Genomic DNA, 23,365 nt, shown 5'->3' on the forward strand with positions numbered 1-23,365 from the left:
GACCCCCTCCGCCCGGCACAACGGCAGCGCGAGCCCCGTCGCCGCATCGCACGAGATCCCACTGACCTGATCACGCCTCCCTCCCACGGCCCGCCCGATCGCCGTGACCTCCAGCAGGGCCGTGCCCAGCTCCGCGTCACTGACCGGACCCGACGTGTCGATCACCACGCACACCCGAGGCGGCCTGCGCCGCAGACTCGGCAGTACGCCGTCCCCACCCCGAGGCCGGGCGCTTGCGCGCCCGGCCTCACGCATGTCCCGCGGCGGCCCGGGTGACCTGGCGGGCCGTCCGCCTACTGCACATGCCGTGCCCGGCGTCCCCCGTCGCGGCGAACCCCTCCGCGCAGTGAGTCCGCGGCCCCTCGCGCGGCTAGGTCTTGGCTTCGCGAAGGCAGCACCCGGCGCGACCGGGCGGCGGCCCCGCACCCGACCTCACACGTTCCCGTGTCCCGCCCGAGGGGGCCCCCGCATGACCTTCCCCCGCCCCGCCGGCACCGCACCGGCCCGCAGACGCCGCACCGCACCGCCCCGTGCCGTCCTGGTCACCGGTGCCGCCCTGCTGCTCACCGCGCTGCCGTCGGCCGTCGCCGCCGCGTCGGGCGCCGACCCGCGTCCCGCGGCCGGGTCCGCCCCGACGGCGGCTCAGACGCTCGGCGCGGACCGGCCGGCGGCGGGGCTGCTGCGCGCCATGCAGCGCGACCTGGGCCTGACCGCCGAGGAGGCGTCGCAGCGGCTGGTGAACGAGGCCGAGGCCGGAACCCGCGCGGGCCTGCTGCGCACCGCCCTCGGTGACCGGTTCGCGGGCGCCTGGCTGAACGGCGGGACGGCCTCCGGCCTCACCGTGGCCACGACGTCCTCGGACGACACCGCCGCGATCCGCGCGCAGGGCGCCGAACCGGCGGTCGTCGACTCGTCGCTGGACGAGCTGAAGGCCGTGAAGGAGAAGCTGGACTCCGCGACCGTCCGCAACCGTGCCGGGTCGGTCGCCCTGGACGCCCCCGTCTGGTACGTCGACGTCCGCACGAACCGTGTCGTGCTGCAAGGCACGAGCCGCGCCGCCGCCGAACGCGTCCTGCGGGCCGCCGGTCTCCAGCGGGACCGCCGGGTCGCCGTCCGTGTCTCCGACGAGCAGCCGCGCGCCCTCGCCGACATCGTCGGCGGCGACGCCTACTACATCGACGACACGTTCCGCTGCTCCGTCGGCTTCTCCGTCACCAAGGACACCCAGCAGGGCTTCGTCTCCGCGGGGCACTGCGGGCAGCCCGGTTCGACGACGGCCGGCGCGAACACGGCCCCCCAGGGCGTCTTCCAGCAGTCCGTGTTCCCCGGCAAGGACATGTCGTGGATCGCCGTCAACAGCGACTGGACGGCCACCCCGCAGGTCAGGGGCGCAGGCGGCAGCCTCGTGCAGGTCAGCGGCGCGGTACGGGCGCTGGTCGGGGCGTCGGTGTGCCGGTCGGGCTCCACCACCGGCTGGCACTGCGGCACGATCCAGCAGGAGAACGTCAGCGTCCGCTACGCCGAGGGCCGCGTCGACGGGCTGACCCGGACCGACGTGTGCGCCGAACCGGGTGACTCGGGCGGCCCGTACATCTCCGGCGCCCAGGGCCAGGGCACGCTGTCCGGCGGCTCCGGCGACTGCACGCGCGGCGGCACGACGTACTACCAGCCGCTGACCGCGACCCTCGCCGACTTCGGCCTCACCCTCACGACGGCCACCCCCGAGTCCACCGTCCCCGCGCCGGAGACCCACGCGGCCGACGCCTGGGTGAAGGGCCGGGTGTACGCGGCCGGTACGACCGTCACCTACGGCGAGGTCCGGTACGTGTGTCTCCAGGATCACCAGGCGCAGAGCGCGTGGTCCCCGGAGCTGGCGCCCGCCCTGTGGAAGCGGCTCTGACGGTACGGCACCCCGCCGGGCGGTGACACGTCCGGCGGGGTGGGCGGTCGCGGGCGCGGGCAGGGTCACCTCTTGGCCGGCTGGGCCCGCAGTTCGACGCCGTGCCGCCCGAGCCAGGGCAGCGGCGGTACGGCGGAACCCAGGTACGGGGTGACGCGGACCTCGAAGTGCAGGTGGGGTCCTGTGGCGTTGCCGGTGGCGCCCGCCGTGCCGAGGCGCTGCCCGGCGACGACACGCTGACCGGGCCGGACGTCGACGCGGGACAGGTGCGCGTACTGGGTGAAGTAGCCGTCGGCGTGGCGGACGACGACCTGGTTGCCGTAGGCGTCGCCGCAGGAGACGACACGGACGGTGCCGGGGCCGACCGCGCGTACGGGTGTGCCTTTGGGCACGGCGAAGTCCTGGCCGGTGTGGCGGGAGCGCCAGTGTGCGCCGCGCGCGTCCCAGCCGGCGGTCAGCCGGTGCCGTGCGGTGGGCGGCACCCAGTGGTCCGGGCGGGGGTGCGGGGGGCCGCTGCGGCGGCCGAGGGAGCAGCCGTTGGGGGCGGCGGTGGTGAAGCCCGGCTGGACCTTCCGCAGTTGCCGCCACAGCTGGTCCCTGATCCGGGCGCGCTGCCGCTCGGCGGCGCGCAGTTCGGTGACGGCCCGGTCGACGTCGGCCCGGGTGACGCGGCGAGTGCCGGTGCGTGACCGGGGCTCGGCGGCCTTCCCACCACCTGCGGCCTTCCCACCGGCGGCGGCCTTCCCACCACCTGCGGCCTTCCCGCCGGCGGCGGCCTTCCCACCACCTGCGGCCTTCCCGCCGGCGGCGGACGTTTCTCCCTTCGCGTCGGCCCTGTCCCCGGGCCCGGCCGCTTCCGGCCCCTCGGCGGCCTTTCCGGCGGCCCCCTCAACGGTCTCGGCGGTCTCGGCGGTCTCGGCTGCTTCCTCGGCCTCCGCCGCCTGTGCCGCGGCCCGCAGCCGGGCCACTTCGCGGCGCAGCCGGTCGGCGCGGGCGCGGGCCTTCTCGTGTTCGGCGGTGCGCCGGGCGGCGTCCGCGAGGACCCGGTCGAAGAGGTCGCCGCCCGGGGCGGGCGGCCGGCTGTCGTCGGGCGCGGCGGGCGGGGCGGTCGCGGGAGCGTGGAGCGGGGGCGGCAGCATGACGACCGCGAAGGCGGTCGCCGTCACCAAGGCGGCCCGCAGGACGGCTCGAACTCGTCGCATTGCCCGATCCTCGGCCGATCGGACCGCCGACGCGCGGCGAACGGGCCCGATGCGTCGGCGCGTTCCTCCGTTCAGCGCAGTACGGGCGCCGCTCGCGCCGGACTTGAGTGGGGCTGCCCCGCCGACCAGGGGCAGCCCCGCTGTGCGCCGCCAGGGGGAGGCTCGGTGCCGAGTGCCTGCCACGACAGCCGTGGGGGATTCCGTGCACGGTGTCGACACCCGGAACTGCTCGTCCCCCGGGCGGCATCACCAGGCTGCCGCGCCGGGCCCCTGCCGCGCATCACGATCGACCGAAGATCCGTACACCTACTCCCCGCCCGGCCCGGCGGCCCGGCTACCTACGTACGGCGCCTCGGACGGCCGTACGGGCACCCGGCCCCGGCCGCGGGACCTCGTCCCGGCCGCAGCCGCGAGCCGTCAGCCAGGGCCCGCGGGCGCCGGGATGTCCGTGCGGGACGTGATGCCCAGTTTGGCGAGGATGTGCTCGACGTGGGCGTCCACGGTGCGTTTGGAGATGACGAGCCGTTCGGCGATCTCCCGGTTGGACAGGCCCTGCGCGACGAGCGCGGCGACCTCCCGTTCCCGCCGGGTGAGGACGTCCACGGAACGCATGCCGCCGGCCGCCTGCCGGGGCACGGCCGCCCGCACCCGCTCCGGCCGCCCGCCGGGCACCCCGGAGCGGCCGGGACCGTCCGGTCGTACGTCCGGCTCGTCACGGCCGGACTCGACGGCCTCGAGGATCTGACGCCCCGACATGCGCGCGCCCGTGTCCCGCCACCGCTCGAACTCCGTGTCGCCGAGCGCGGCCCGCACGGCACGCTGCACCGCCTCGTGCTCCTCCAGCAGCCGCGGCAGCATCGCCACCGGGTCACCGCCCAGGTGGCGGGCGTGTTCGGCGTACCCGAGGAGCCAGCAGGCGCGCACCCAGCGCCGGCGGCGCGCCTCGTACCAGGCGAGGCCCAGGCAGGCCAGCGCCGCCACCAGCACCTCGCCGATCTCCCCGGCGGCCCGCAGGGCGCGCCCGAACAGTCCGGCGCTCTCCTCGTGCTTGCCGGTCAGCGCGAGGATCATCCCCTGCACGGCCAGCGTGGACGCGTACAGCTGCCGTTCCCCCGTGCCCTCCAGGTGCGCGAGACCGGTGGCGCACAGGTCCAGCGCGCCGGCCGGGTCGCCGAGCACGGCCCGCAGCAGCGCGGCCTCGTAGTGGACGACGCCGATGCCGAGGCGGTCGCGGGAGTCGACGATGCGGCGGCGGGCGTCCTCCAGGGCGGCGAGCCCTTCCTCGACGGCGCCGCCCAGCGCGGTCAGCGCGCCCAGATAGGCCTCGGTGAACAGCTGGACGCGCCGCTCACCGGCCCGTCTCGCCACGGCGTGGGCCTGCGGGAACCGTTCGGCGGCGGTGGCGAGGTCGCCGGACCAGATCCCGAACACGCCGGTCATGAACAGACCCCAGGCCCGCTGCGGGCAGTCCTCGGGGGTGCGTTCCAAACCCTTGTCGATCCAGTACCGGCCCTCGGACAGCGTGCCGGCCGCCCGCCAGTACGGGCCGAGCCGCGCCGCCAGCCACAGCGCGTCCACGGCCCGCCCCTCGGTCGCGCACGCGTACTCCAGCGCGGCCCGCACATCGGCCGCGTCCCGCCGGACCGCGCGGTGCAGCGCCACCTGGGAGGGGCCGGTGAACTCGTCCCAGAAGCGGGCGACGAGTTCCTCGTAGTGGGCGAAGTGCCGGGCGCGTACGTCGGCCCGGTCGTCGGCGGAGGCGAGCCGGCAGGCGCCGTACTCGCGGATGGTGTCCAGCAGCCGGTAGCGGTCCCCGTGTTCGCCGACGCGCTGCACGACCGACTTGTCGACGAGCCCGATCAGCGCCTCCACGACACGCTCGGCGGGCAGGTCGCCGCCCGCGCAGACGCTCTCGGCGGCCCGCAGGTCGAAGGTGCCCGCGAACACGCTGAGCCGCGCCCACAGCAGCCGCTCGCGCGCGGTGCACAGGTCGTACGACCAGTCGATGGCGGTACGCAGGGTCTGATGCCGGGCGAGCGCGGTGCGCCGGCCGCCGGTCAGCACCTCGAAGCGGCGGTCGAGCCGGGCGACCAGTTCCGCGAGCGGCACCGCCCGCAGCCGTACCGCGGCCAGCTCCAGCGCGAGGGGGATGCCGTCGAGCCGGTCGACGAGGGCGAGGGTGCGTTCCCGGTCGGTGTCGCTCACCCCGCGTCCGCCGGTGACGGCGGCGGCCCGCTGCACGAACAGCTCGACGGCGTCGGCGGGCGGCAGCGGGGCGATCGGCACGCAGTGCTCGCCGGGCACGTCCAGCGGCTGTCTGCTGGTGGCGAGGACGCTGAGGCCGGGCGCCTCGCGCAGCAGGATGTCGCAGAGCATCGCGCAGGCGTCGACGAGATGTTCGCAGGTGTCGAGGACGATCAGCAGGCGCCGCCTGCGCAGATGCTCCACCACCGCGTCCAGCGGGCTCATGCCGGACTGCTCGGGCAGTTCCAGCGCCCCGGCGAGCACGGCGGGCACCAGTTCGGCGTCGTGCAGCCCGGACAGCTCCACCAGCCGCACCCCGTCGGGGAAGCGGCCCTGCGCCTCGCGGGCGGCCCGCAGCGCGGTGCGGCTCTTGCCGACGCCGCCGGGGCCGACCAGGGTGACCAGCCGTGCGGACGCCAGTGTGACGCGGATCAGGGCGAGTTCGTCCGCCCGTCCGACGAACCCGGTCAGTTCCGTGGGGAGTTGGCCTCCCCGCCGCTGCCCGAAGCCGAATCCCACGTTCCGCCGCCCCCGTACGCTCTACGCACCTGTCGATCACAGCGTAGGGACATGACTCCCCCGCGTGAGCGCGTACCTAGGTGGGATACACATCTATCACCCGCACGAGGGGGACGCCTCGAACGTCCGCCCGAGGGGTGAGGCGGGGGCGCGGGCTGACGACGCGGGCGGCGGGCTGCCGTGAGCGGGACCACGGCGACGGCGGTCTCAGACCACGGTGATGTCGATCTGCTCGCTCGTCGCCGACACCCCGTTGAACGTGGCGGTGGCCTGGAGCCGCACCGGGCCCGCGGGGAGGTCCACTCCGGGCAGGCAGGACCAGCTGCCGTCGGTGCGCGCGGTGGTGGAGCACACCTCGTTCTCGTCCTGGTCGCGGACGCTGACCTGGGCGCCGGGGTAGGCGGTGCCGGCCGTCGGCGGGCGGCTGCCGCCGGCCACTCCGGACAGCGGCGCGGTCAGCTCCGGCTCGGGCAGGCCGACGGTGACCGTGCAGGTGCCGTCGTCGAGGGCGGTGCCGTGCGCGTCGGTGAGGCTCAGCGCGCAGCCGGGCAGGCGGGTGCCGGGGACGGCGTTCGCGGGCACGGCCAGAACGAAGGGGAACGAACGGTCCTGCCAGGGGTGGGTCTCCTGCGGCGTGCCCGCGTAGGTGTACGTGGCGCTGGCGCGGTCGGCGGAGACGGCACCCCGGTAGCCGACGGCGTCGAGGGGCAGGTCGGTGACACGGGCGGCACCGGGCGCGGTCAGGGTCAGCCGGGAGCCGGCGCCGGGCGCGGGCCCCTCGTATCCGGCGACCTCCAGGACGCCCTCCCGGCCGGGCACGATCGTCACGGCGCCCCACAGGTCACGGCCGTGGCCGGCGGAGGGCGCGACGGCCGGGGCGGCGGCGCGCACCGGGACCGGGGCGGCCGTGCCGGCGGCGACGGCCGTGGCGGGGAAGAAGGCGGGCAGAGCCGCGGCGGCGCACAGGGCGAGGGCGCCCGCGCGGCCGGGGCGTGCCCAGGGGCGCCAAAGCCGCCCTCCAGGCTGCGGTCTCAGGTCCGATCTCAGGTCCGATCTCAGGTCCGATCTCAGGTCCGATCTCAGGTCTGATCTGAGGTCCGATCTCGGTTCTGGTCTCAGATCTGGTCTCAGGTCTGGTCCCAGGTGCGGTCTCGGGTTCGTCATCGGGGCGACTCCCTTGGCAACGAGCGGTTCGGTCCTGCACCCCCGTTCGATTCTCATGACCGGGGCCCGGTGTGCCGCACGCCGTTCGACCACATGGGCGAAGGTGCCGGGGCGGGGCCACTCGTCCGGGCGGTGCGGACGGAGCGCACCCGGCGCCGGTTCACGAACTGCCGCGACTTTTTACCAAACCAAAAGGTTTCCGGGCGTCCCGCGTCCGTATTCCCCTGTGTCCGATCCGCCCCCTGCCGGGGGTGGTAACCGACCGGGCAGGAGGCATTGGTGCGGCTTTCGCGGAACGCGACGGGAACCCTCTTTGTGGGCGGGGCGTTGAGTCTGACGCTGGTCGCGCTCGCCTATCCCACGATGCTCGGCCTGAAGACGGTGTCGACGGACTCCCAGCGCATCATCGCCCAGACCCAGTGGGGTCCGCTCACCGAAGGCGACCGGGACTTCGTGGTGAAGGTGCGGGCGGCGGGCCTGTGGGAGTACCCGGTCGGGCAGATGGCGGTCAAGAAGGGCACCACGAAGGAGGTCGTGACCGCCGGTGAGCATCTGATCGACGGGCATGCGGCGCTGGACACCACGTGCCGCAGGATCGCCCCGATGCTGAACATCCAGCTGCCGAACGTGGCCAGCCCCCAGCAGCAGCAGTTCGTGGCCCAGTTGAACTCCGACAGCGGCAAGCAGTTCGACTCGGACTTCGCCAACATCCTGCGGACCACGCACGGTTCGATCTTCACCACGATCGCGAAGATCCGGTCCACGACCAAGAACAGCCTGGTCCGGGCGCTCGCCGACCAGGCGAACGACACCGTCCTGGACCACATCACGGTCATGGAGAAGACCGGCCTGGTCGACTTCGACCAGGCGCTGTTCCAGCAGACGTTCCCGCCGAAGCTGCCGGATTCCGAGGTCACCCCGCCGCCGCCGGCGGCCGGGCAGCCCCAGGTGGTGCTCACGCCGCCCCCGAACGCCACCTCCACACCGGTCGCCCTGCCCGGCGACCCGGCGCCCGCCCCGTCGTCAACGGTGCGCTGACGGCCCGTCAGCGCTCCACCGTCTCCAGGTACAGCTTCACGAAGCGGTCCACGTCGACGTCCACCGCCACGTCCACCAGGGGCGTGGTGCGCCCCTCGCCGTGGTGCTCCGCCTCGCCCGGCCGGACCCGGCGGTCGACGATCGTCTGACCGCGCGTCGGGCCGGGCGCCAGGGACACCTCGACGGGCAGCGCACGCGTGGTGACGCCGCCCGGGTCGGCCACCGTGCACACCGCGCCCGCGTCGCCGAGCCCGCCCGCCTCCGAGTCGTCGGGGGAACCGCCCGGCGTGGCGGGGCGGTGGGCGAGGAGATCACCGGCGAGCCGGGTGCCGGGGTCACGGCTCGCGCGCAGCCGGTGCACGGTCGGTGCGGGCACCACGACCCGCGTGAACACGTCCAGCCCGTACATGGTGATCGGCACGCCCGCCGTGAGGAGAATCGCGGCGGCCTCCGGGTCGTGCCACACGTTGAACTCGGCGACCGGGGTGGCGTTCCCCACCTCCACCGCGCCGCCCATGAACACGATCCGCGCGATGTTGCGGGTGACCTCCGGGTGGGTGCGCAGCAGCAGCGCGATGTTGGTGAGCGGGGCCGTGGGGATCAGCGTCACCGGCGTCGGCGAGGCGAGGATCTCACGGCGCAGCAGCGTCACCGCGTCCACGTCGACGGGGCGGCGCGAGGGCGCGGGAAGGCCGAGGTCGCCCATGCCGTCGCTGCCGTGCACGGGGGCGTGCCGGGCCGGCTCGATCAGCGGGCGTTCGGCGCCCCGCGCGACGGGGATGTCGGGGGCGCCCGCCTGCTCCAGCACGGTGAGTGTGTTGCGGACGACACCGTCGACGTCCGTGTTGCCGGCGACGCAGGTGATCGCCCGGACGTCGAGCCCCGGGTGCCGGACGGCGAGGAGCAGGGCGAGGGCGTCGTCCACCCCGGTGTCACAGTCGATGATCACGGGGATGGGGGACTGCTGCGGCTGGCTCACGGGCGGCGCTCCTTCCGTCGTACCGACGATATGCGGCGGACGACGCGCGCGCCGATACGACACCGCCCCCGCCGGCCCGCCGCACACGGCACGGCCCCCTGCCGCGCCCTCCCGTCCGGCATCGCCCCGCTCCGTCACCCGTCACCCGTCGGGACCTCCCCGCTGGCAGCCCCGCACCGTCGCTGCTGACCTGGAGAAACACAACTCCGCGATCTTGACTGGGAGCCCCGATGGCCCGCACCCGTGTCCTGTTCGTCTCGGCCGCGCTGTGCGCCGGCGCCCTGCTGGGCGCCGCCGGGTGTTCCGGTACGTACCTGGAGATGGGGCAGGGCCGCACCACCCCGCCCGTCACCCCGAAGCCGGCCCGCAGCGGCGCCGCGCCCGCCCCGTCCCCGGCGGCCGTGCCCGCGCTCACCCCCGCGCAGGCGCAGGCCGCGCTGGTCACCGCCGCCGACCTGGGCGGCGCCTGGGGGCCGAGCCGGGGCACCGCGCTGTGGCGGGACGGGCTGCTGAAGGCCGGCACCACGGCACCGGACTGCCAGCGGCTGCTGGACCTGGTGTACGCCGACGAGATGCTCGGCGCGGACCCGCGGGCGCTGGTCGGGCTGGACGAGTTCGACACCGAGGCGCAGCTGCGCTACCAGGTGTCCGCCGCGCCCCGCGCCGACGTCGACCGCGTCCTGGCGTGGATGCGCACCCTGCCGCAGAAGTGCGCCCGCTTCGACGCGACGACGCTCCGCTCCGGAGTGCAGAGCGTGCAGGTCCTCGACTACGCGCTCCCGGCGGTCGGCGACGACCGGCAGGGGCTGCGGCTCACCCTGTCGGGGCCCGTGTCGGAGGAGACCGGCGAGGGGACCGTGCTCACCATGGACGTCGTGGTGGTGCGGGTCGGCGACGACGCGTTCGCCGTCACCAACGGCAGCCTCGGCGACCTTCCCACCGACGCCACCCAGACCGCCGTGCAGATCGGCGCGCAGCGGCTGGCCGACGTACGCCGGCAGGGGCGGGTCCTCGTCTGAGGCAGCGGCGGCGCGGGCCGCCCGGCGCGTTCACAGCGGCGGCTGCGCCGGCGCCGGGCCGAGCGTGGTCGTGCCGGGGGCGGTGCGGTGGCCGAGGCCGGTGCGGTACGCGTCCAGGGCGGCCTCCACCCGGCCGGTACGGCGCAGCAGGTCGCCGAGGAGCCGGCACAGGTCGGCGAGGTCGCCGGCGGCACCGGCCCGTTCCAGCAGGCTCAGCGCGCGGACGTAGTGCTCCTCGGCGGTCTCCGTCTCACGGGCGTCCTCGGCGATGATGCCGAGGAGCCGGTGCGCGGCGGCGGCGTGCACGGCGCCGCGCTCCGAGGTCAGGTCGTCGAGGACGCCGTGCAGCAGCTCCGCCGCCTCCGCCGAGCGGCCCCGCCGGTGCAGCACGTCCGCCAGCTCGACGGTGACCTGGCTGGTGTACAGCGATGCCCGCTTGGCGGTGAGCATGGCCAGCGCCTCGCGCAGCTCCCGCTCGGCCTCCTCCAGCCGGCCGCCCTGCGCGTACACATAGCCGCGCATCCAGTGGCAGTTGGCCAGCTCGGTGCGGATCTGCTGCTGCCGGTACAGTTCGGCGGCCTTGGCGAGGGACGTGTCGGCCTCGGCCAGCCTGCCCTCGGCGAGCAGCGTGCGGGCGACGGATCGGTGCATGCGCGCGACGAGCGCCGGGTCGGCGACGCTGGGCGCGAGGGCCAGCGCGAACTCGGCGGCCTGCGCGGCGCGCGCGTGCGCGCCGAGGTCCATGTACGGGCCGATGATCGCCGTGTACAGCAGCAGCAGCGCCTCCGGGTCGTGCAGGCCTCCCCGGTTCAGCTCGTCGAGCGTGGACTCCAGCAGATAGACGGCGTACCGGAGTTCACCGGCGAGATAGTGGGAGACGGCCCGGCCGCGCAGTGCCGGCGCGCGCGCCGGCAGCGGCTCCCCGGCGAGGATCTGCTCCGCCTGCTCGAAGTGGCGGCGGGCGTCGATGAGATCGCCGGTCTCCAGGGCGCAGTCGCCGAGCCCCAGCAGGGCGGTCGCGCGCACCTCGTCCAGGTCGTGCGCCTCGGCCTCGGCGAGCAGCGCCGCGTACTGCTCGCGGGCGTCGTCGGCCTCGCCGGTGGCGAGGGTGCGCTGCGCCTCGGTGAGCCTCAGCCGCAGGTCGGTGACGAGACGGGCGGGGCGGCCGGTGGCGAGTTCCTCGACGGCGACGCCGAGCCGGTCGGCGATGTGCCGCAGCGCCGCGTCGGAGGGCCGCACGCGGCCGGCCTCCAGGGTGGAGATGTAGGCGGGTGTGTACGTCGGCTCCGCCAACTGCCGCTGGGTCAGGCCGCGCTGTCCGCGCAGCCGCTGCACCCGACGTCCGATGACCTCGGGTTCGTCCCGTTCGCCCACCGCACCGCACCCCTCAACTCCCCAGGGCCCTCTTGCCGTTGCCCATGGCCGACCCCTAGGTTAAACGGCGGATTAACTGCGCTTAACCGTCGTTGCCGAAAGTTGTTGTTGCCCGTTCTCGCCCGCCCTGCGAGGTTGCCGTGTCCGGACGCCGCTCCATACCCCACGGACGCCCCTCCTCCCCCGTGGCCCGTGCCTGCGCCGCAGCCGTCGTCGCCGTCGCCGCGCTGGTCACCGCCGCCAGCGTGGGCCCCGCGAGAGCCGCCGACCGTCCCGTCCCGGCGGCGGGCCCGGTGAGCACGACCGGCGCGCCTGCCTCGGCGGACACGGCGGGCTCACTGGACACGGCCGGCTCGGTGAACGCGGCGGTGGTGCGGCAGCGTTGAGGCCCGCCGGGCGGCCGGCCTCAGTCCGGCAGTGCCCGCCGCAGCGCCTCGTCCACGTGGCGCACCAGTTTCTCGTCCGGCGCGGTGTGCCGGGTGAACACCGCGTCCAGCTCGGCGATGAACGTCTGCGTGAACGCCCCGTACAGCGGGGTACGCGGTCGCTGCACCGCGTGCTGCAACGCCGGCAGCAGGATGTCCACGGCGTAGGCGGGGCGCCCCGCCTTGTCGCGCGGCATGCGGTCGGTGGCCTCACCGGTCGCCGAGGGCGAGGCGGACGGCGCGGACGGCTCGGCGACATGGGTGCACCGGCGCCGGTCGTCGCGGTAGGCGGAGAGGCGGGTCGCCGCGAACCCGGCGTCCAGCAGGCAGCGTTCGCTGTCGGCGTCGGTGAGGAAACGGATCAGCTCGGCCGCCTTGCGGGCCCGGGGCGACGACGACGTCACGGCCAGGTTCTGCCCGCCGAGCACGGCGGCGCCGGGCAGTGTGGTGACACCGAGCTGGGCCTCGGAGAACGTCTGGTGCAGGGTGCGGTAGGCGTACGGCCAGTGCCGCAGGAACGCGGTGCGGCCGTCCGCGAAGTCGCTGAGCGTCGCCGCCTCGTCGGAGGTGAACGCGTGGTCCAGGATGTCGTCGGAGACGGTACGGCCCCACAGTTCGGTCAGCCCGGCCCACAGGTCGTCCTGGCCGGCCCGGTAGTGGCCGTCCTCGTCGGTGAGCGGTGAGGCGGGCCGCGCCGACGCGAACGCCTCGACCGCGTTGACGGTACGGCCCTCGTAACCGGCGAGCTGGGTGGTCCAGCCGGCCTCGTAACCGGGCGGCGGGTCGGCGTCGACCTGGTCGATCAGCTCGTGCAGCTCGTCCCAGCCGACGCCCCGGCTCAGGTCGGTCTGCCGTACCCCGGCCCGCGCCAGGTAGTCACGCCGGTAGTACAGCAGGCCGACATCGCTGTTGAACGGCACCGAGTAGCGCTCCCCGCGCCAGTCGGCCGTCGCCGCGACGGCCGGGATCACATCCCCCGGGTCGGCGACCGCCTCCGGCCCCAGCGGGCGGATCAGACCGGCCTCGGCGAACTCCGGCACCCAGGTCACGTCCAGGTTCACCACGTCGTAGCGGGCACTGCCCGACTGCAGGGCGCCGAGGAGCTGGCTGCGCTGCTCGTCGGCCGAGCCGGGCAGCTCCACCAGGCGGGCGCTCCAGCCGGAGGAACCCTGCCGGGCGTTCCAGGCGTCGATGAGCTGCTGCCGGATGCCGTTCTTGCCGGTGACGTCCCGGCCGCTGGCCACGACGATCTCCCCCGACGCCTCCGCCCGCGACGGCACCCCGCCGGAAGGCCCACCGCCGCCGGGACCGCCGGTGCAGGAGGCGAGCGTCAGCAGCAGGGGCAGGAGCAGGAACAGGAACAGGACGGTCTGCGGCCGACGCCTCCGAGCGGCCACCCGACTCGGCAGCAATCCCGGGTACGCCGGGGTCCTGCCGTGCGCGGCGGTTCTGCCGTACACCGGGGTCCTGCCGTACACCGGGGTCCTGCCGTACACCGGGGTCCTGCCGTACACCGACGTCGTGTCGTACGCCGATGGCCTGCCGTTCGTCGAGGGCCTGCCGTTCGTCCCGCTCCGGCCGTACCCCCAGGTCCGGCCAAGCGCTCCGATCCGGTCGTGCCGTCGCGGCCCTGTCGATGCCCCGCTCCCCCGTGTGCCCGTCCGGTGTTTCACCGCTCCTCCCCGTGCCCCGTCACGTCACTCGTCCCCCGTCCCGGTGCGGGCCACCTCGTCGTGGAGGCCGGCGCCCAGGTCGTCGCCGGCGTCGAGGCAGCGTCCGCCGGCGGCCTCCGCGATCCGCGCGTCGGGCCGGCCCGCGTCGCAGGCGCCGTTCTCCAGCGACACGATCGCCACCGGCACGCCCGCCGACCGGGCCCGCTCCAGTACGGCGGTGAGGTTGTCGCCGGTCAGGCGGGTGTTGTCCTCGTCGTCGGTGAGCAGGACGATCAGCTGAGGCCGGTCGTCGTCGGTGCCCCGGCCCGCCATGTCGTCCAGTGCCGCCAGCAGCGCCCGGTGCGGGTCGGCCTCCGCGTCGTACACGTGCGTGCGGCCTGCGTCGCTCAGCACCCGCTCGGCGTCGGCCCGCTCGTGGTGGCCGAACGGCAGCAGTGGTGCCCAGCCCCGTCCTGAGGTGCCGTACACCGCCCACACCCCGTACTCGTCCTGCGGGCCGAGCCCGGTCAGGGACTGCTTGAGCAGGCTGGGGCCGCCGCTCGCGCCCTGCCAGCGGTTGCCGCCCATCGAGCCGGAGCTGTCCAGCAGGAACAACACGCGGCCGGGACCGTTCGCGCCGCGGTAGGCGCGCATCGTCGCGTTGAGCTCGCCCGGCTCCGCCGTGTCCCGCAGCGCGGAGCCGGGCAGCGCGGCGAGGACGCCCCCGCCGGGCTTGCCGTCGTCGAGGAGGGTGTGCCGGTCCCCTGCCGAGCGGAAACCGTCCCGGCCGAACACCTCACGGCCTCCGTCCGCGTCGTACAGCCAGTCGCGGAAGGACGCCACGGCCTCGTCCCGCGCGGCGGCGTCCCGGTCGCCGTCCCGCCAGCGCACCCGCACGAAGGCGGGCGCCAGGGCGGGCACATCGCCGGGGTAGTACGCCACACGCGGCACCCGTGCCGTGCGGGCACAGCCGACACCGCTCTTCAGCAGGAACTCCGGCACCAGCGCCGCCGTGCGTTCGTCCGCGGCCCGGTCCTCGGGCAGGGCGCACAACAGTTCGGCGGCCGTCTGCGCAGGCCTGCCCGGCTGGGCGAGGGTCTGTTCGGCGGCCCGTGCCTTCTCCGGCTCGGTGTACAGGCCGGTCGTGGCGAGGAGCGCGCTGTCGGTGTACTCCGGGTCGGGGCGGCGTACCTCCGCCTGCGGGTGCCGCTGCCGCAGCTCGCTCACCATGGCGGCCAGCGCGCGGCCGGTCCGCACCCCGGAGCCGTCCCCGGCGGCGCGGGCGCCGTCGGTGAGGCCCTGGGGCACGGCCAGCACCAGCGGTGAGTACGCCAGCGGCTCCTGCTCCGCCTCCAGGTCGGCGTACGCCCGTACGTCCCGGTCCAGGGTCACCCTCGGCACGTCGGCGCCCGTGGCGGGAATCCACACGTCCGGCTGCGGGCCGATGTCCCGCTGCGGATCGTCGTCCTCGTCGCGCGGCTCCTGCCAGGCGTCGGTCCGCTCCCGCAGCGCGGTCAGTGCGTCGGCGGCGCCCGCGCTGTACACGGTGATGCCGGTACGGCGGCAGCCGTGCACGGTGTTCGCGTCCGACGTGAGGAAGGCGGTCGCCGCCGCCCTGACCGTCGGCTCCAGCTCCGGGTCGGTGAGGACCCGCAGCTCCAGCGGCGGCACGCAGGCCGCGTCCCCACCGGCCGGCCCGCCGACGATGCGGGTGACGCCGTAGCCGCCGGTCGTGGCGGCGAGCAGGACCAGCGCCAGCAGCAACAGGCGGGTACGGGGGCGCAGCCCGCGCAGCCACCGGACGAGCCGTACGACGAGGGCGGCGGCGCGGCGCGGGAAGGCGAACCGTGACGAGTCCCCGGCCGGTTCGCTCCCCGGCCCGGGTGACGACGACGGGTCGGGGGACGGGTGCGGGTGCGGCGGGAGGTCCGGGGTGGCGGTTCCCCCGCCCTGAACGGTGGTGGCGGCAGCGGCGGCGGTTCCGGCCGGTTCCGGGGCGGTGACACGAGTCGGTACGGCCGCCGGGTCGGCGGGCGGGCCTGCCTCGGCCCGTCTCCCGGCCGAGGCGGCCGAGGTGGACGTGTCGGCCGAGGTGGTTGATGCGGCCGTGGTCGTGGCGGAGGCGGCCGTGGTCGTGGCCGAGGTTGTGCCCGGGGCCGTCTCAGGAGTCGTGGCCGGGGTCGTCTCCAGAGGAGTGGCCGGGGTCGCGGTCGACGCCCCGCCGGGGCTCTCGGCGGATCCGGCGGCGGGTCTGTCGGCCCGTCTCCCGCCGAGGGCCACCGCACGTGTCTCGCCCGGCCGCAGCAGCACGTCCTCGCCCGGCTCCCACACGCCCTGCGGGTCCTGCGGATCGTCGAACGCGGTGCGGTGCCCGGCTGCGGTCATCCGCTCCTTCAGCAGCTCGTACAGCCCGGAGAGCCACAACTCCTCGCCCCCGGCACCCCCGTCGACGTCGTCGAGGAGCCGTACGAGTTCCCGCGTGAACGGCGTCGGCAGGCCGCTGTCGCCGGCGGGGATGAGACGGTTCGCCTGCACGCTCATCAGCAGCAGCGTCTTGCGCCGCTTGACGTGGTCGAACCGGTGCCAGATCGCGGCGGCGTTGCCCGCGTAGCAGCAGTCCAGGACGACCACGACCCGCTCCGCGCGGCTGCCGACGAGCTGTGCCAGCACCTCCGTGAACGGCACCGCGTTGGGGAAGGCGTCCTGCTCGCCCGCGACCACCCGCGCATTGCTCATCTGCAAGAACAGCTCGTCGCCCGCCTTCGGCACGATGCCGTGCCCGGCGAAGTAGAACAGCAGCAGCCCGCAGGGCTCGCGTGCGGCCTGCCGCAGCGCCTCGTTGAACACGTCGTGCGGCGGCGACGGGCACACCACGATCCGGCCCCTGTCGAACAGCCCCGTCCGCCGCAGCGCCTCCCGCAGCCGGACGCGGTTGTGGCGGACGGCCGGTAACGGGCCCGGCACGCCCTCCCGGTCGGACGGCCGGACATGGTCGTACTCGGACACGCCGACCAGCAGCGCCCGGTTCGTCCTGCCGCTCGGGTCGTAACCGCTCACCGGTCAGCTCTCGTCGGAGTCCAGTTCCCTGATGTCCGGGCGGGGCTGCTCCCCGCTCTCCACACGGCGGCGGTTGGCCAGCCAGGCCCGCACCGCCCGTTCGACGTGCTGGGTCAGCGAGGCCACGGTGACCGTGGTCCCCGTCTCGACGATCACCAGCAGGATCTCCGTGCCGAGCCCCATGTGCCCGGCGGGCGCGTCGGTGCGGTGGCGTTCCTCCACCCGCACCTTGCGGTCACGCAGCAGTTCGGCGAGCGCCTGTTCCTGTTCCAGCCACTTGCGCAGGGCGCCGACGTCGCTGCCGCTGACGTTTCCCTCCAGCCGGACCCGGATGCCGGGACCGGCCACTGCATCCCCCTCCGTCATGGTCCACATCATGACACCGCTCCCGGCACTGAGGGAGACCCCGTGCACACTCGATGTGATCGACACCCCCACCTCGGCACCGGGCCCGGGTCAGCTCCGGGCGCCGTCCGGGCGGCGCACCGCGAACACCGTGGTGTCGTCGGCGAGCCGGCCCCCGCAGTGGCGGAGGGTGCCGTCCCTGACCAGGGCGACCAGGCGGCGCGGGTCGGCGGCGCGGGGGTCGGCGGCGACGGCGCGCCGTACTTCCTCGACGAGGGGATAGAAGACGTGCTCCCCGTTGCGGGCCTCGGTGACGCCGTCGGTGACCAGCAGCAGTGTCTCGCCGGGCGCGAGCGGCACCCGGCGCACGGCGGGCGGGCCGCCGTCGGCCAGGTCGCCGAGGCCCAGCGGCAGTCCGTCGCCGGGCGGCAGCATCCGTACCGTGCGCGGGCCGACCACCAGGGGCGGTTCGTGCCCGAAGTCGGCGATCTCGACGATGCCGGGGTCGCCGGCGGGGAAGCCGAGCAGGAGGGCGGTGGCGAAACGTTCGCTGTCGTCGTCCCGGCCGAGCGCGACGAGATGGCCGCGGTGGCGGACCATACGGGTCTCCAGGCGTGCGGCGACCGTCTCCAGGCGCGGCTCGTGGTAGCCGGCCTCGCGGAACGTGCCGAGGAGCGCGGCGGCGGCCTCCACCGCGCCGAGCCCCTTGCCTTGGACGTCGCCGAGGAGGACGCGGGTGCCGTACGGGCAGGGCTGGATGTCGTAGAAGTCGCCGCCGACGCGTGCCGCGCTGTCCGCTGCGAGGTACACGGCGGCGTGCTCAAGGCCGCCCCAGCCGGGCGGCAGCGGGCGCAGCACGGTACGGCGGGTGGTCTCCGCGATCCGTGTCATGTGCAGCATGCGCACCTCGCCGCGGATACGGACCGCGCAGGTCAGCGTGGCGAGGATGCCGCCGAGAGCGACGAGGACGAAGTCGCTGAGGCTCGCGTGCGCGCCCTCGCCCCAGCCGCTGTCGACGACGGCGTACGTGCACAGGGCGAGCACCGCGAACACGGCGGTGCCGGTCACCCCGCACAGCGCGGCGGCGATACCGGGCACGAGGACGATCCAGGAGACGATGCGGAACGTGGGCGGGGTGTTGACGTCGACGACCGCGATCGAGACGAGCAGCAGCAGCGGTGGTGTCCAGGCCACGCTGCGGCCCCGCAGCCGCAGCAGTTCATGGCGGCGTACGGCGTTGCGCCGCGCGATCGGGAAGTGCCGGTCGGGCCGCTCCCGGGCGGGGGCGGGAGGCCGCGCGTGCTGCCCGGTGGTGGCCGTCGGCGCGCCCGCCGGGGCCGCCCTGATCCCCGGTTGTCGGTGCCACCTGCCACAATTGCCGCGCACCCCGAAGTGGAGAAGGCGGTACGGCAATCGTGACGACACCCGGGTCCCTGGCAGCAGGGTCCATCGAAGGCAGGATCGCCGAGGAGCTCGGCGTACGGGAGCGGCAGGTCAAGGCCGCCGTGGAACTGCTGGACGGCGGTTCGACGGTGCCCTTCATCGCCCGCTACCGCAAGGAAGCGACCGAGATGCTCGACGACGCGCAGCTGCGCACGATCGAGGAACGGCTGCGCTATCTGCGGGAGCTGGAGGAGCGGCGCACGGCGATCCTGGAGTCGGTGCGCGAGCAGGGCAAGCTCACCGACGAGCTGGAGGCGCGGATCCGCGGCGCCGAGACGAAGGCGCGGCTGGAGGACATCTACCTGCCGTACAAGCCGAAGCGGCGCACCAAGGCGCAGATCGCCCGTGAGGCCGGTCTCGAGCCGCTGGCGGAGGGGCTGCTGAACGACCCGGGCGTGGAGCCGCTCGCCGCCGCGGCGGCCTTCGTCGACGCGGACAAGGGGGTCGCCGATCCGCAGGCCGCGCTCGACGGGGCCCGCGCGATCCTCACCGAGCGGTTCTCCGAGGACGCCGACCTCATCGGTGAGCTGCGGGAGCGCATGTGGGTGCGGGGCCGGCTGGCCGCGAAGGTCCGCGAGGGCAAGGAGGAGGCGGGCGCCAAGTTCGCCGACTACTTCGACTTCGCCGAGCCGTTCACCGAGCTGCCCTCGCACCGGATCCTCGCGATGCTGCGCGGCGAGAAGGAGGAGGTCCTCGATCTCGAACTGGTGCCGGAGGAGCCGACGGACGGCCCGTCGTCGTTCGAGTCCGTCATCGCCTCCCGGTTCGGGATCGCCGACCGGGGCCGTCCCGCCGACAAGTGGCTTGCGGACACGGTCCGCTGGGCGTGGCGCACCCGCATCCTGGTGCATCTCGGCATCGACATCCGCACGCGGCTGCGCACGGCCGCGGAGGACGAGGCCGTACGGGTCTTCGCGGCCAACCTGCGGGACCTGCTGCTCGCCGCCCCGGCGGGCACGCGCGCGACGCTCGGCCTCGACCCCGGGTACCGCACGGGCGTGAAGGTCGCCGTCGTGGACGCCACGGGCAAGGTCGTCGCCACCGACGTCATCCACCCGCACGTCCCGGCCAACCGGTGGGACGAGGCCGTCGCGAAGCTGGCGCGGCTGGCGAAGGAGCACGCGGTCGAGCTGATCGCCATCGGCAACGGCACCGCCTCCCGTGAGACGGACAAGCTCGCCGGTGAGCTGATCGCGAAGCATCCCGAGCTGAAGCTGACCAAGGTGATGGTGTCGGAGGCGGGCGCCTCCGTGTACTCGGCGTCGGCGTTCGCCTCGCAGGAGCTGCCCGACCTGGACGTGTCGCTGCGCGGCGCGGTCTCCATCGCGCGCCGGCTCCAGGACCCGCTGGCGGAGCTGGTGAAGATCGACCCCAAGTCGATCGGTGTCGGCCAGTACCAGCACGACCTGTCCGAGGTGAAGCTGTCCCGCTCGCTGGACGCGGTGGTGGAGGACTGTGTGAACGGCGTCGGAGTCGACGTGAACACCGCGTCCGCGCCGCTGCTCGCCCGCGTCTCCGGCATCACCTCGTCGCTCGCGGAGAACATCGTGGCGCACCGCGACGCGAACGGCCCGTTCACCTCCCGCGCCCAGCTGAAGAAGGTGCCGCGGCTCGGCCCGAAGGCGTACGAGCAGTGCGCGGGCTTCCTGCGCATCCGTGGCGGCGACGACCCGCTGGACGCGTCCAGCGTGCACCCGGAGGCGTACCCGGTGGTGCGCCGCATGGTGAAGCGCACCGGCCAGGAGGTCGCCGCGCTGATCGGCAACACAGCGGTGCTGCGGTCGCTGAGGCCGCAGGACTTCGTGGACGACACGTTCGGTCTGCCGACCGTCACGGACATCCTGAAGGAGCTGGAGAAGCCCGGCCGCGACCCGCGGCCCGCGTTCCGCACCGCCGCGTTCAAGGAGGGCGTGGAGAAGATCTCCGACCTGTCCTCCGGGATGATCCTCGAGGGCGTGGTGACGAACGTGGCCGCGTTCGGCGCGTTCGTCGACGTCGGTGTCCACCAGGACGGTCTGGTCCATGTGTCGGCGATGTCGAAGAGCTTCGTGAAGGACCCCCGCGAGGTCGTCAAGCCGGGCGACATCGTGAAGGTGAAGGTCCTGGACGTGGACATCCCGCGCAAGCGGATCTCGCTGACGCTGCGCCTGGACGACGAGGCCGCCCCGGCCGAGCGCACCGGGCAGGGCGGCGGCCGGCCGCGCGGCGGGCGTCCGCCGCAGCAGCGTCAGGGCCGCGGCGGCAACCGGGCGGGCGGCGGCCGGCAGGCGCCGCCCCCGGCGAACAGCGCCATGGCCGACGCGCTGCGCCGCGCGGGCCTGCTCGACCCGAAGAAGGGCGGCCGGAGCTGACCCGGCCGGGGTCCGGCCGTCGCACGTGCGACGGCCGGGCCCCTGGCTCGGGCCCGTGCCGGCCCGCCCCGTTCAGCGTTCCGTCACCTTCCCGTCGGCGACCTCCAGGCGGCGGGTGACACGCACCGCGTCGAGCATGCGGCGGTCGTGGGTGACCAGCAACAGCGTGCCCTCGTAGGCGTCGAGCGCGGACTCCAGCTGCTCGATCGCCGGCAGGTCCAGATGGTTGGTCGGCTCGTCCAGCACCAGCAGATTGACGCCCCGGCCCTGGAGCAGCGCGAGCGCGGCCCGGGTCCGCTCCCCCGGTGACAGGCTCGCCGCCGGGCGCAGCACATGAGCGGCCTTCAGCCCGAACTTGGCGAGCAGGGTGCGCACTTCGACGGGCTCGGTGTCGGGTACGGCCGCGCGGAACGCGTCGAGCAGGGTCTGCGGGCCGTGGAACAGGCCGCGCGCCTGGTCGACCTCGCCGACGAGGACACCGGAGCCGAGCGCGGCGTGCCCGGCGTCCAGGGGGACGCGGCCGAGCAGCGCGCCGAGCAGGGTGGATTTTCCGGCGCCGTTCGCGCCGGTCACGGCGACCCGGTCGGCCCAGTCGATCTGCAGGCTGACGGGGCCGAAGGTGAAGTCGCCGCGGTGGATCTCCGCGTCCCGCAGGGTGGCGACGACCGCGCCGGAGCGCGGGGCCGCCGCGATCTCCATGCGCAGCTCCCACTCCTTGCGGGGTTCCTCGACGACGTCGAGCCGCTCGATCAGACGCTGCGTCTGGCGGGCCTTCGCGGCCTGTTTCTCACTGGCGTCGCTGCGGAACTTCCGGCCGATCTTGTCGTTGTCGCCGGCCTTGCGGCGGGCGTTCTTGACGCCTTTGTCCATCCAGGCACGCTGCATGCGCGCCCTCTCCTCCAGGGCGGAACGCTTGTCGGCGTACTCCTCGTACTCCTCGCGGGCGTGCCGGCGGGCGACCTCCCGCTCCTCCAGGTAGGCCGCGTAGCCGCCGCCGTACAGGGTGATCCGCTGCTGGGCGAGGTCGAGTTCGAGGACCTTGGTGACGGTGCGGGTGAGGAACTCGCGGTCGTGGCTGACGACGACCGTGCCGGCGCGCAGCCCGGTCACGAAGCGTTCCAGCCGTTCCAGCCCGTCCAGGTCGAGGTCGTTGGTGGGCTCGTCGAGGAGGAACACGTCGTAGCGGGACAGCAGCAGGGAGGCGAGCTGGGCGCGGGCGGCCTGACCGCCGGACAGGGCGGTCATCGGCCGGTCCAGGCCGACGGCGAGTCCGAGCGCGTCGGCGGTCTCCTCCGCGCGTTCGTCGAGGTCTGCGCCGCCGAGGCCGAGCCAGCGCTCCAGGGCGGTGGCGTAGGCGTCGTCGGCGCCGGGCGCGCCGTCGACGAGGGCCTGCGTGGCGGCGTCCATCGCGCGCTGTGCCTCGGCGACGCCGGTGCGGCGGGCGAGGAACTCGCGGACGGTCTCCCCCGGTCTGCGGTCCGGTTCCTGCGGGAGGTGGCCGACGGTCGCGGTCGGCGGGGAGAGCCGCACCTCGCCGTGTCCGGGCGCGGTCAGTCCGGCGAGCAGTCCGAGCAGGGTGGACTTTCCGGCGCCGTTGGCCCCGACGAGGCCGATCACGTCGCCGGGGGCGACGACGAGGTCGAGCCCGCTGAACAGGGTGCGGTCGCCGTGTCCGGCGGCAAGGTTCTTGGCGACGAGGGTGGCAGTCATCAGGGCGCCGATTCTATGGGGGCGGCGCGGTGGTGCTCCCTGCGGTTCAGTGCGGCAGCGCCTGTACGAGGACGTCCGACGAGGTCCGTGCCTCGACGAAGGCTCGGCCCCGTACCGCCTTGGGGTCCAGGGGGATGCGGTGGGTGCCCGCGCCGAGGACACCGTCGAAGATCTCCTGGGTGCGGGTGCGGGAAGATCGCCGACTGGCTGGCCGGCTGGTTCGGTCCGTACCCGTTCGAGGCGCTCGGCGGGTATGTGCCGAACACGAACACCGGGTACGCGCTGGAGACGCAGACCCGGCCGTTCTACAGCCCGCGGCAGTTCGCGAACGGCTCCAACACCTCGGTCGTCGTGCACGAGCTGGCCCATCAGTGGTACGGCGACCTGGTGTCCGTCCGGGGCTGGAAGGACATCTGGGTCAACGAGGGCTTCGCCCGGTACGCGCAGTGGCTGTGGTCCGAGCACGAGGGCGAGGGCACCACGCGGGAACTCGCGGACCACGTGTACGCCTCGCACCCGGCGGACGATCCGTTCTGGACGGTGAGGCCGGGCGACCCCGGCCCGGAGAACCAGTTCGACATCGCCGTCTACGACCGGGGCGCGCTGGCGCTTCAGGCGCTGCGGGACGAGATCGGCGACGACGCGTTCTTCGCGATCCTCAAGGGCTGGCCGAAGCGGTACGCGTACGGCAACGCCTCCGTCGCCGACTTCCAGCGGTACGCCGAGCGGGTGTCGGGCAAGCCGCTGGCAACGCTGTTCGACACCTGGTTGTTCCAGCCGGTGAAGCCCGACGTGTTCACCGGGGGGAAGGTGTCGTCGGCGGCGCGGACGTCGGGCGCCGGGGGTACGCCGGTGGAGCCGAGGTCCTGGAAGAAGATCGCGGCGACGAACGGGGTGCACGCGCACTGAGCCGCACGGCACCGTCCGGGGTGCGGCCGGTCCC

15 protein-coding genes and 2 pseudogenes are annotated in these 23,365 nt (G+C 74.6%); 6 read left to right on the top strand and 11 right to left on the bottom strand.

The annotated features are described in order from the left end of the window. A pseudogene (locus MTQ10_RS02050) lies at nucleotides 1-219 on the bottom strand (DUF2201 family putative metallopeptidase); the annotation flags it as partial. A 250-nt stretch (nucleotides 220-469) separates the two neighbouring features. Between MTQ10_RS02050 and MTQ10_RS02055 the strand changes: the two are divergent. Continuing rightward, the gene (locus tag MTQ10_RS02055) at nucleotides 470-1,900 is read left to right on the top strand and encodes an alpha-lytic protease prodomain-containing protein (RefSeq protein WP_247461553.1); all 1,431 of its coding nucleotides are present in this window, start codon (nucleotides 470-472) and stop codon (nucleotides 1,898-1,900) included. Nucleotides 1,901-1,965: 65 nt separating this feature from the next. On the opposite strand, the gene MTQ10_RS02060 is transcribed toward MTQ10_RS02055, so the two are convergent. The 3 genes from MTQ10_RS02060 to MTQ10_RS02070 form a co-directional block, all read right to left on the bottom strand. Continuing rightward, nucleotides 1,966-3,102 carry a M23 family metallopeptidase gene (locus MTQ10_RS02060; protein WP_247461555.1) on the bottom strand — a complete coding sequence of 379 codons (1,137 nt, stop codon included), beginning with the start codon at nucleotides 3,100-3,102 and terminating at the stop codon, nucleotides 1,966-1,968. 417 nt (nucleotides 3,103-3,519) lie between these two features. Then, nucleotides 3,520-5,865, bottom strand: a complete 2,346-nt coding sequence (locus tag MTQ10_RS02065; RefSeq protein ID WP_247461557.1) for a LuxR C-terminal-related transcriptional regulator — start codon at nucleotides 5,863-5,865, stop codon at nucleotides 3,520-3,522. A gap of 207 nt (nucleotides 5,866-6,072) precedes the next feature. Beyond that, nucleotides 6,073-6,756 carry a carboxypeptidase regulatory-like domain-containing protein gene (locus MTQ10_RS02070; protein ID WP_247461559.1) on the bottom strand — a complete coding sequence of 228 codons (684 nt, stop codon included), beginning with the start codon at nucleotides 6,754-6,756 and terminating at the stop codon, nucleotides 6,073-6,075. 588 nt (nucleotides 6,757-7,344) lie between these two features. Between MTQ10_RS02070 and MTQ10_RS02075 the strand changes: the two genes are divergently transcribed. Further along, nucleotides 7,345-8,067 carry a DUF4142 domain-containing protein gene (locus MTQ10_RS02075; protein WP_247461613.1) on the top strand — a complete coding sequence of 241 codons (723 nt, stop codon included), beginning with the start codon at nucleotides 7,345-7,347 and terminating at the stop codon, nucleotides 8,065-8,067. 7 nt (nucleotides 8,068-8,074) lie between these two features. Here the strand turns inward: MTQ10_RS02075 and MTQ10_RS02080 are convergent, their stop codons facing one another. Continuing rightward, on the bottom strand, nucleotides 8,075-9,046 hold the full coding sequence (locus MTQ10_RS02080) for a nucleoside hydrolase (RefSeq protein ID WP_247461561.1): 972 nt from the start codon (nucleotides 9,044-9,046) through the stop codon (nucleotides 8,075-8,077). 230 nt (nucleotides 9,047-9,276) lie between these two features. Here MTQ10_RS02080 and MTQ10_RS02085 point away from each other — a divergent pair, with 230 nt between their 5' ends. Beyond that, the gene (locus MTQ10_RS02085; RefSeq protein ID WP_247461563.1) at nucleotides 9,277-10,065 is read left to right on the top strand and encodes a hypothetical protein; all 789 of its coding nucleotides are present in this window, start codon (nucleotides 9,277-9,279) and stop codon (nucleotides 10,063-10,065) included. A 30-nt stretch (nucleotides 10,066-10,095) separates the two neighbouring features. Here the strand turns inward: MTQ10_RS02085 and MTQ10_RS02090 are convergent, their stop codons facing one another. Beyond that, nucleotides 10,096-11,439, bottom strand: a complete 1,344-nt coding sequence (locus MTQ10_RS02090; RefSeq protein ID WP_247461565.1) for a helix-turn-helix domain-containing protein — start codon at nucleotides 11,437-11,439, stop codon at nucleotides 10,096-10,098. A 185-nt stretch (nucleotides 11,440-11,624) separates the two neighbouring features. Between MTQ10_RS02090 and MTQ10_RS02095 the strand changes: the two genes are divergently transcribed. Continuing rightward, on the top strand, nucleotides 11,625-11,825 hold the full coding sequence (locus MTQ10_RS02095; protein WP_247461567.1) for a hypothetical protein: 201 nt from the start codon (nucleotides 11,625-11,627) through the stop codon (nucleotides 11,823-11,825). Nucleotides 11,826-11,845: 20 nt separating this feature from the next. On the opposite strand, the gene MTQ10_RS02100 is transcribed toward MTQ10_RS02095, so the two are convergent. The 4 genes from MTQ10_RS02100 to MTQ10_RS02120 all read right to left on the bottom strand — a co-directional run bounded on the left by MTQ10_RS02100 (nucleotide 11,846) and on the right by MTQ10_RS02120 (nucleotide 18,169). Continuing rightward, nucleotides 11,846-13,261 (bottom strand): extracellular solute-binding protein, encoded by a 1,416-nt coding sequence (locus MTQ10_RS02100; RefSeq protein ID WP_247461569.1) that lies wholly within the window; start codon nucleotides 13,259-13,261, stop codon nucleotides 11,846-11,848. A gap of 300 nt (nucleotides 13,262-13,561) precedes the next feature. Continuing rightward, entirely contained in the window at nucleotides 13,562-16,573 is a 3,012-nt protein-coding gene (locus tag MTQ10_RS31220; protein ID WP_308404532.1) for a VWA domain-containing protein, read from the bottom strand. Between the two features lie 3 nt (nucleotides 16,574-16,576). Beyond that, nucleotides 16,577-16,939 carry an effector-associated constant component EACC1 gene (locus MTQ10_RS02115; protein ID WP_247461570.1) on the bottom strand — a complete coding sequence of 121 codons (363 nt, stop codon included), beginning with the start codon at nucleotides 16,937-16,939 and terminating at the stop codon, nucleotides 16,577-16,579. Between the two features lie 90 nt (nucleotides 16,940-17,029). After that, nucleotides 17,030-18,169 carry a PP2C family protein-serine/threonine phosphatase gene (locus MTQ10_RS02120; protein WP_247461618.1) on the bottom strand — a complete coding sequence of 380 codons (1,140 nt, stop codon included), beginning with the start codon at nucleotides 18,167-18,169 and terminating at the stop codon, nucleotides 17,030-17,032. 164 nt (nucleotides 18,170-18,333) lie between these two features. Between MTQ10_RS02120 and MTQ10_RS02125 the strand changes: the two genes are divergently transcribed. Beyond that, on the top strand, nucleotides 18,334-20,712 hold the full coding sequence (locus MTQ10_RS02125; protein WP_247461572.1) for a Tex family protein: 2,379 nt from the start codon (nucleotides 18,334-18,336) through the stop codon (nucleotides 20,710-20,712). A gap of 72 nt (nucleotides 20,713-20,784) precedes the next feature. On the opposite strand, the gene MTQ10_RS02130 is transcribed toward MTQ10_RS02125, so the two are convergent. After that, the gene (locus MTQ10_RS02130; RefSeq protein WP_247461574.1) at nucleotides 20,785-22,422 is read right to left on the bottom strand and encodes an ABC-F family ATP-binding cassette domain-containing protein; all 1,638 of its coding nucleotides are present in this window, start codon (nucleotides 22,420-22,422) and stop codon (nucleotides 20,785-20,787) included. A 189-nt stretch (nucleotides 22,423-22,611) separates the two neighbouring features. Between MTQ10_RS02130 and MTQ10_RS02140 the strand changes: the two are divergent. Further along, a pseudogene (locus MTQ10_RS02140) lies at nucleotides 22,612-23,331 on the top strand (M1 family aminopeptidase); the annotation flags it as partial. Between the last annotated feature and the right edge of the window lie 34 nt (nucleotides 23,332-23,365).

Source organism: Streptomyces sp. XM83C, from assembly GCF_023072675.1.
GTDB classification, from domain to species: Bacteria; Actinomycetota; Actinomycetes; order Streptomycetales; family Streptomycetaceae; genus Streptomyces; species Streptomyces thermocoprophilus.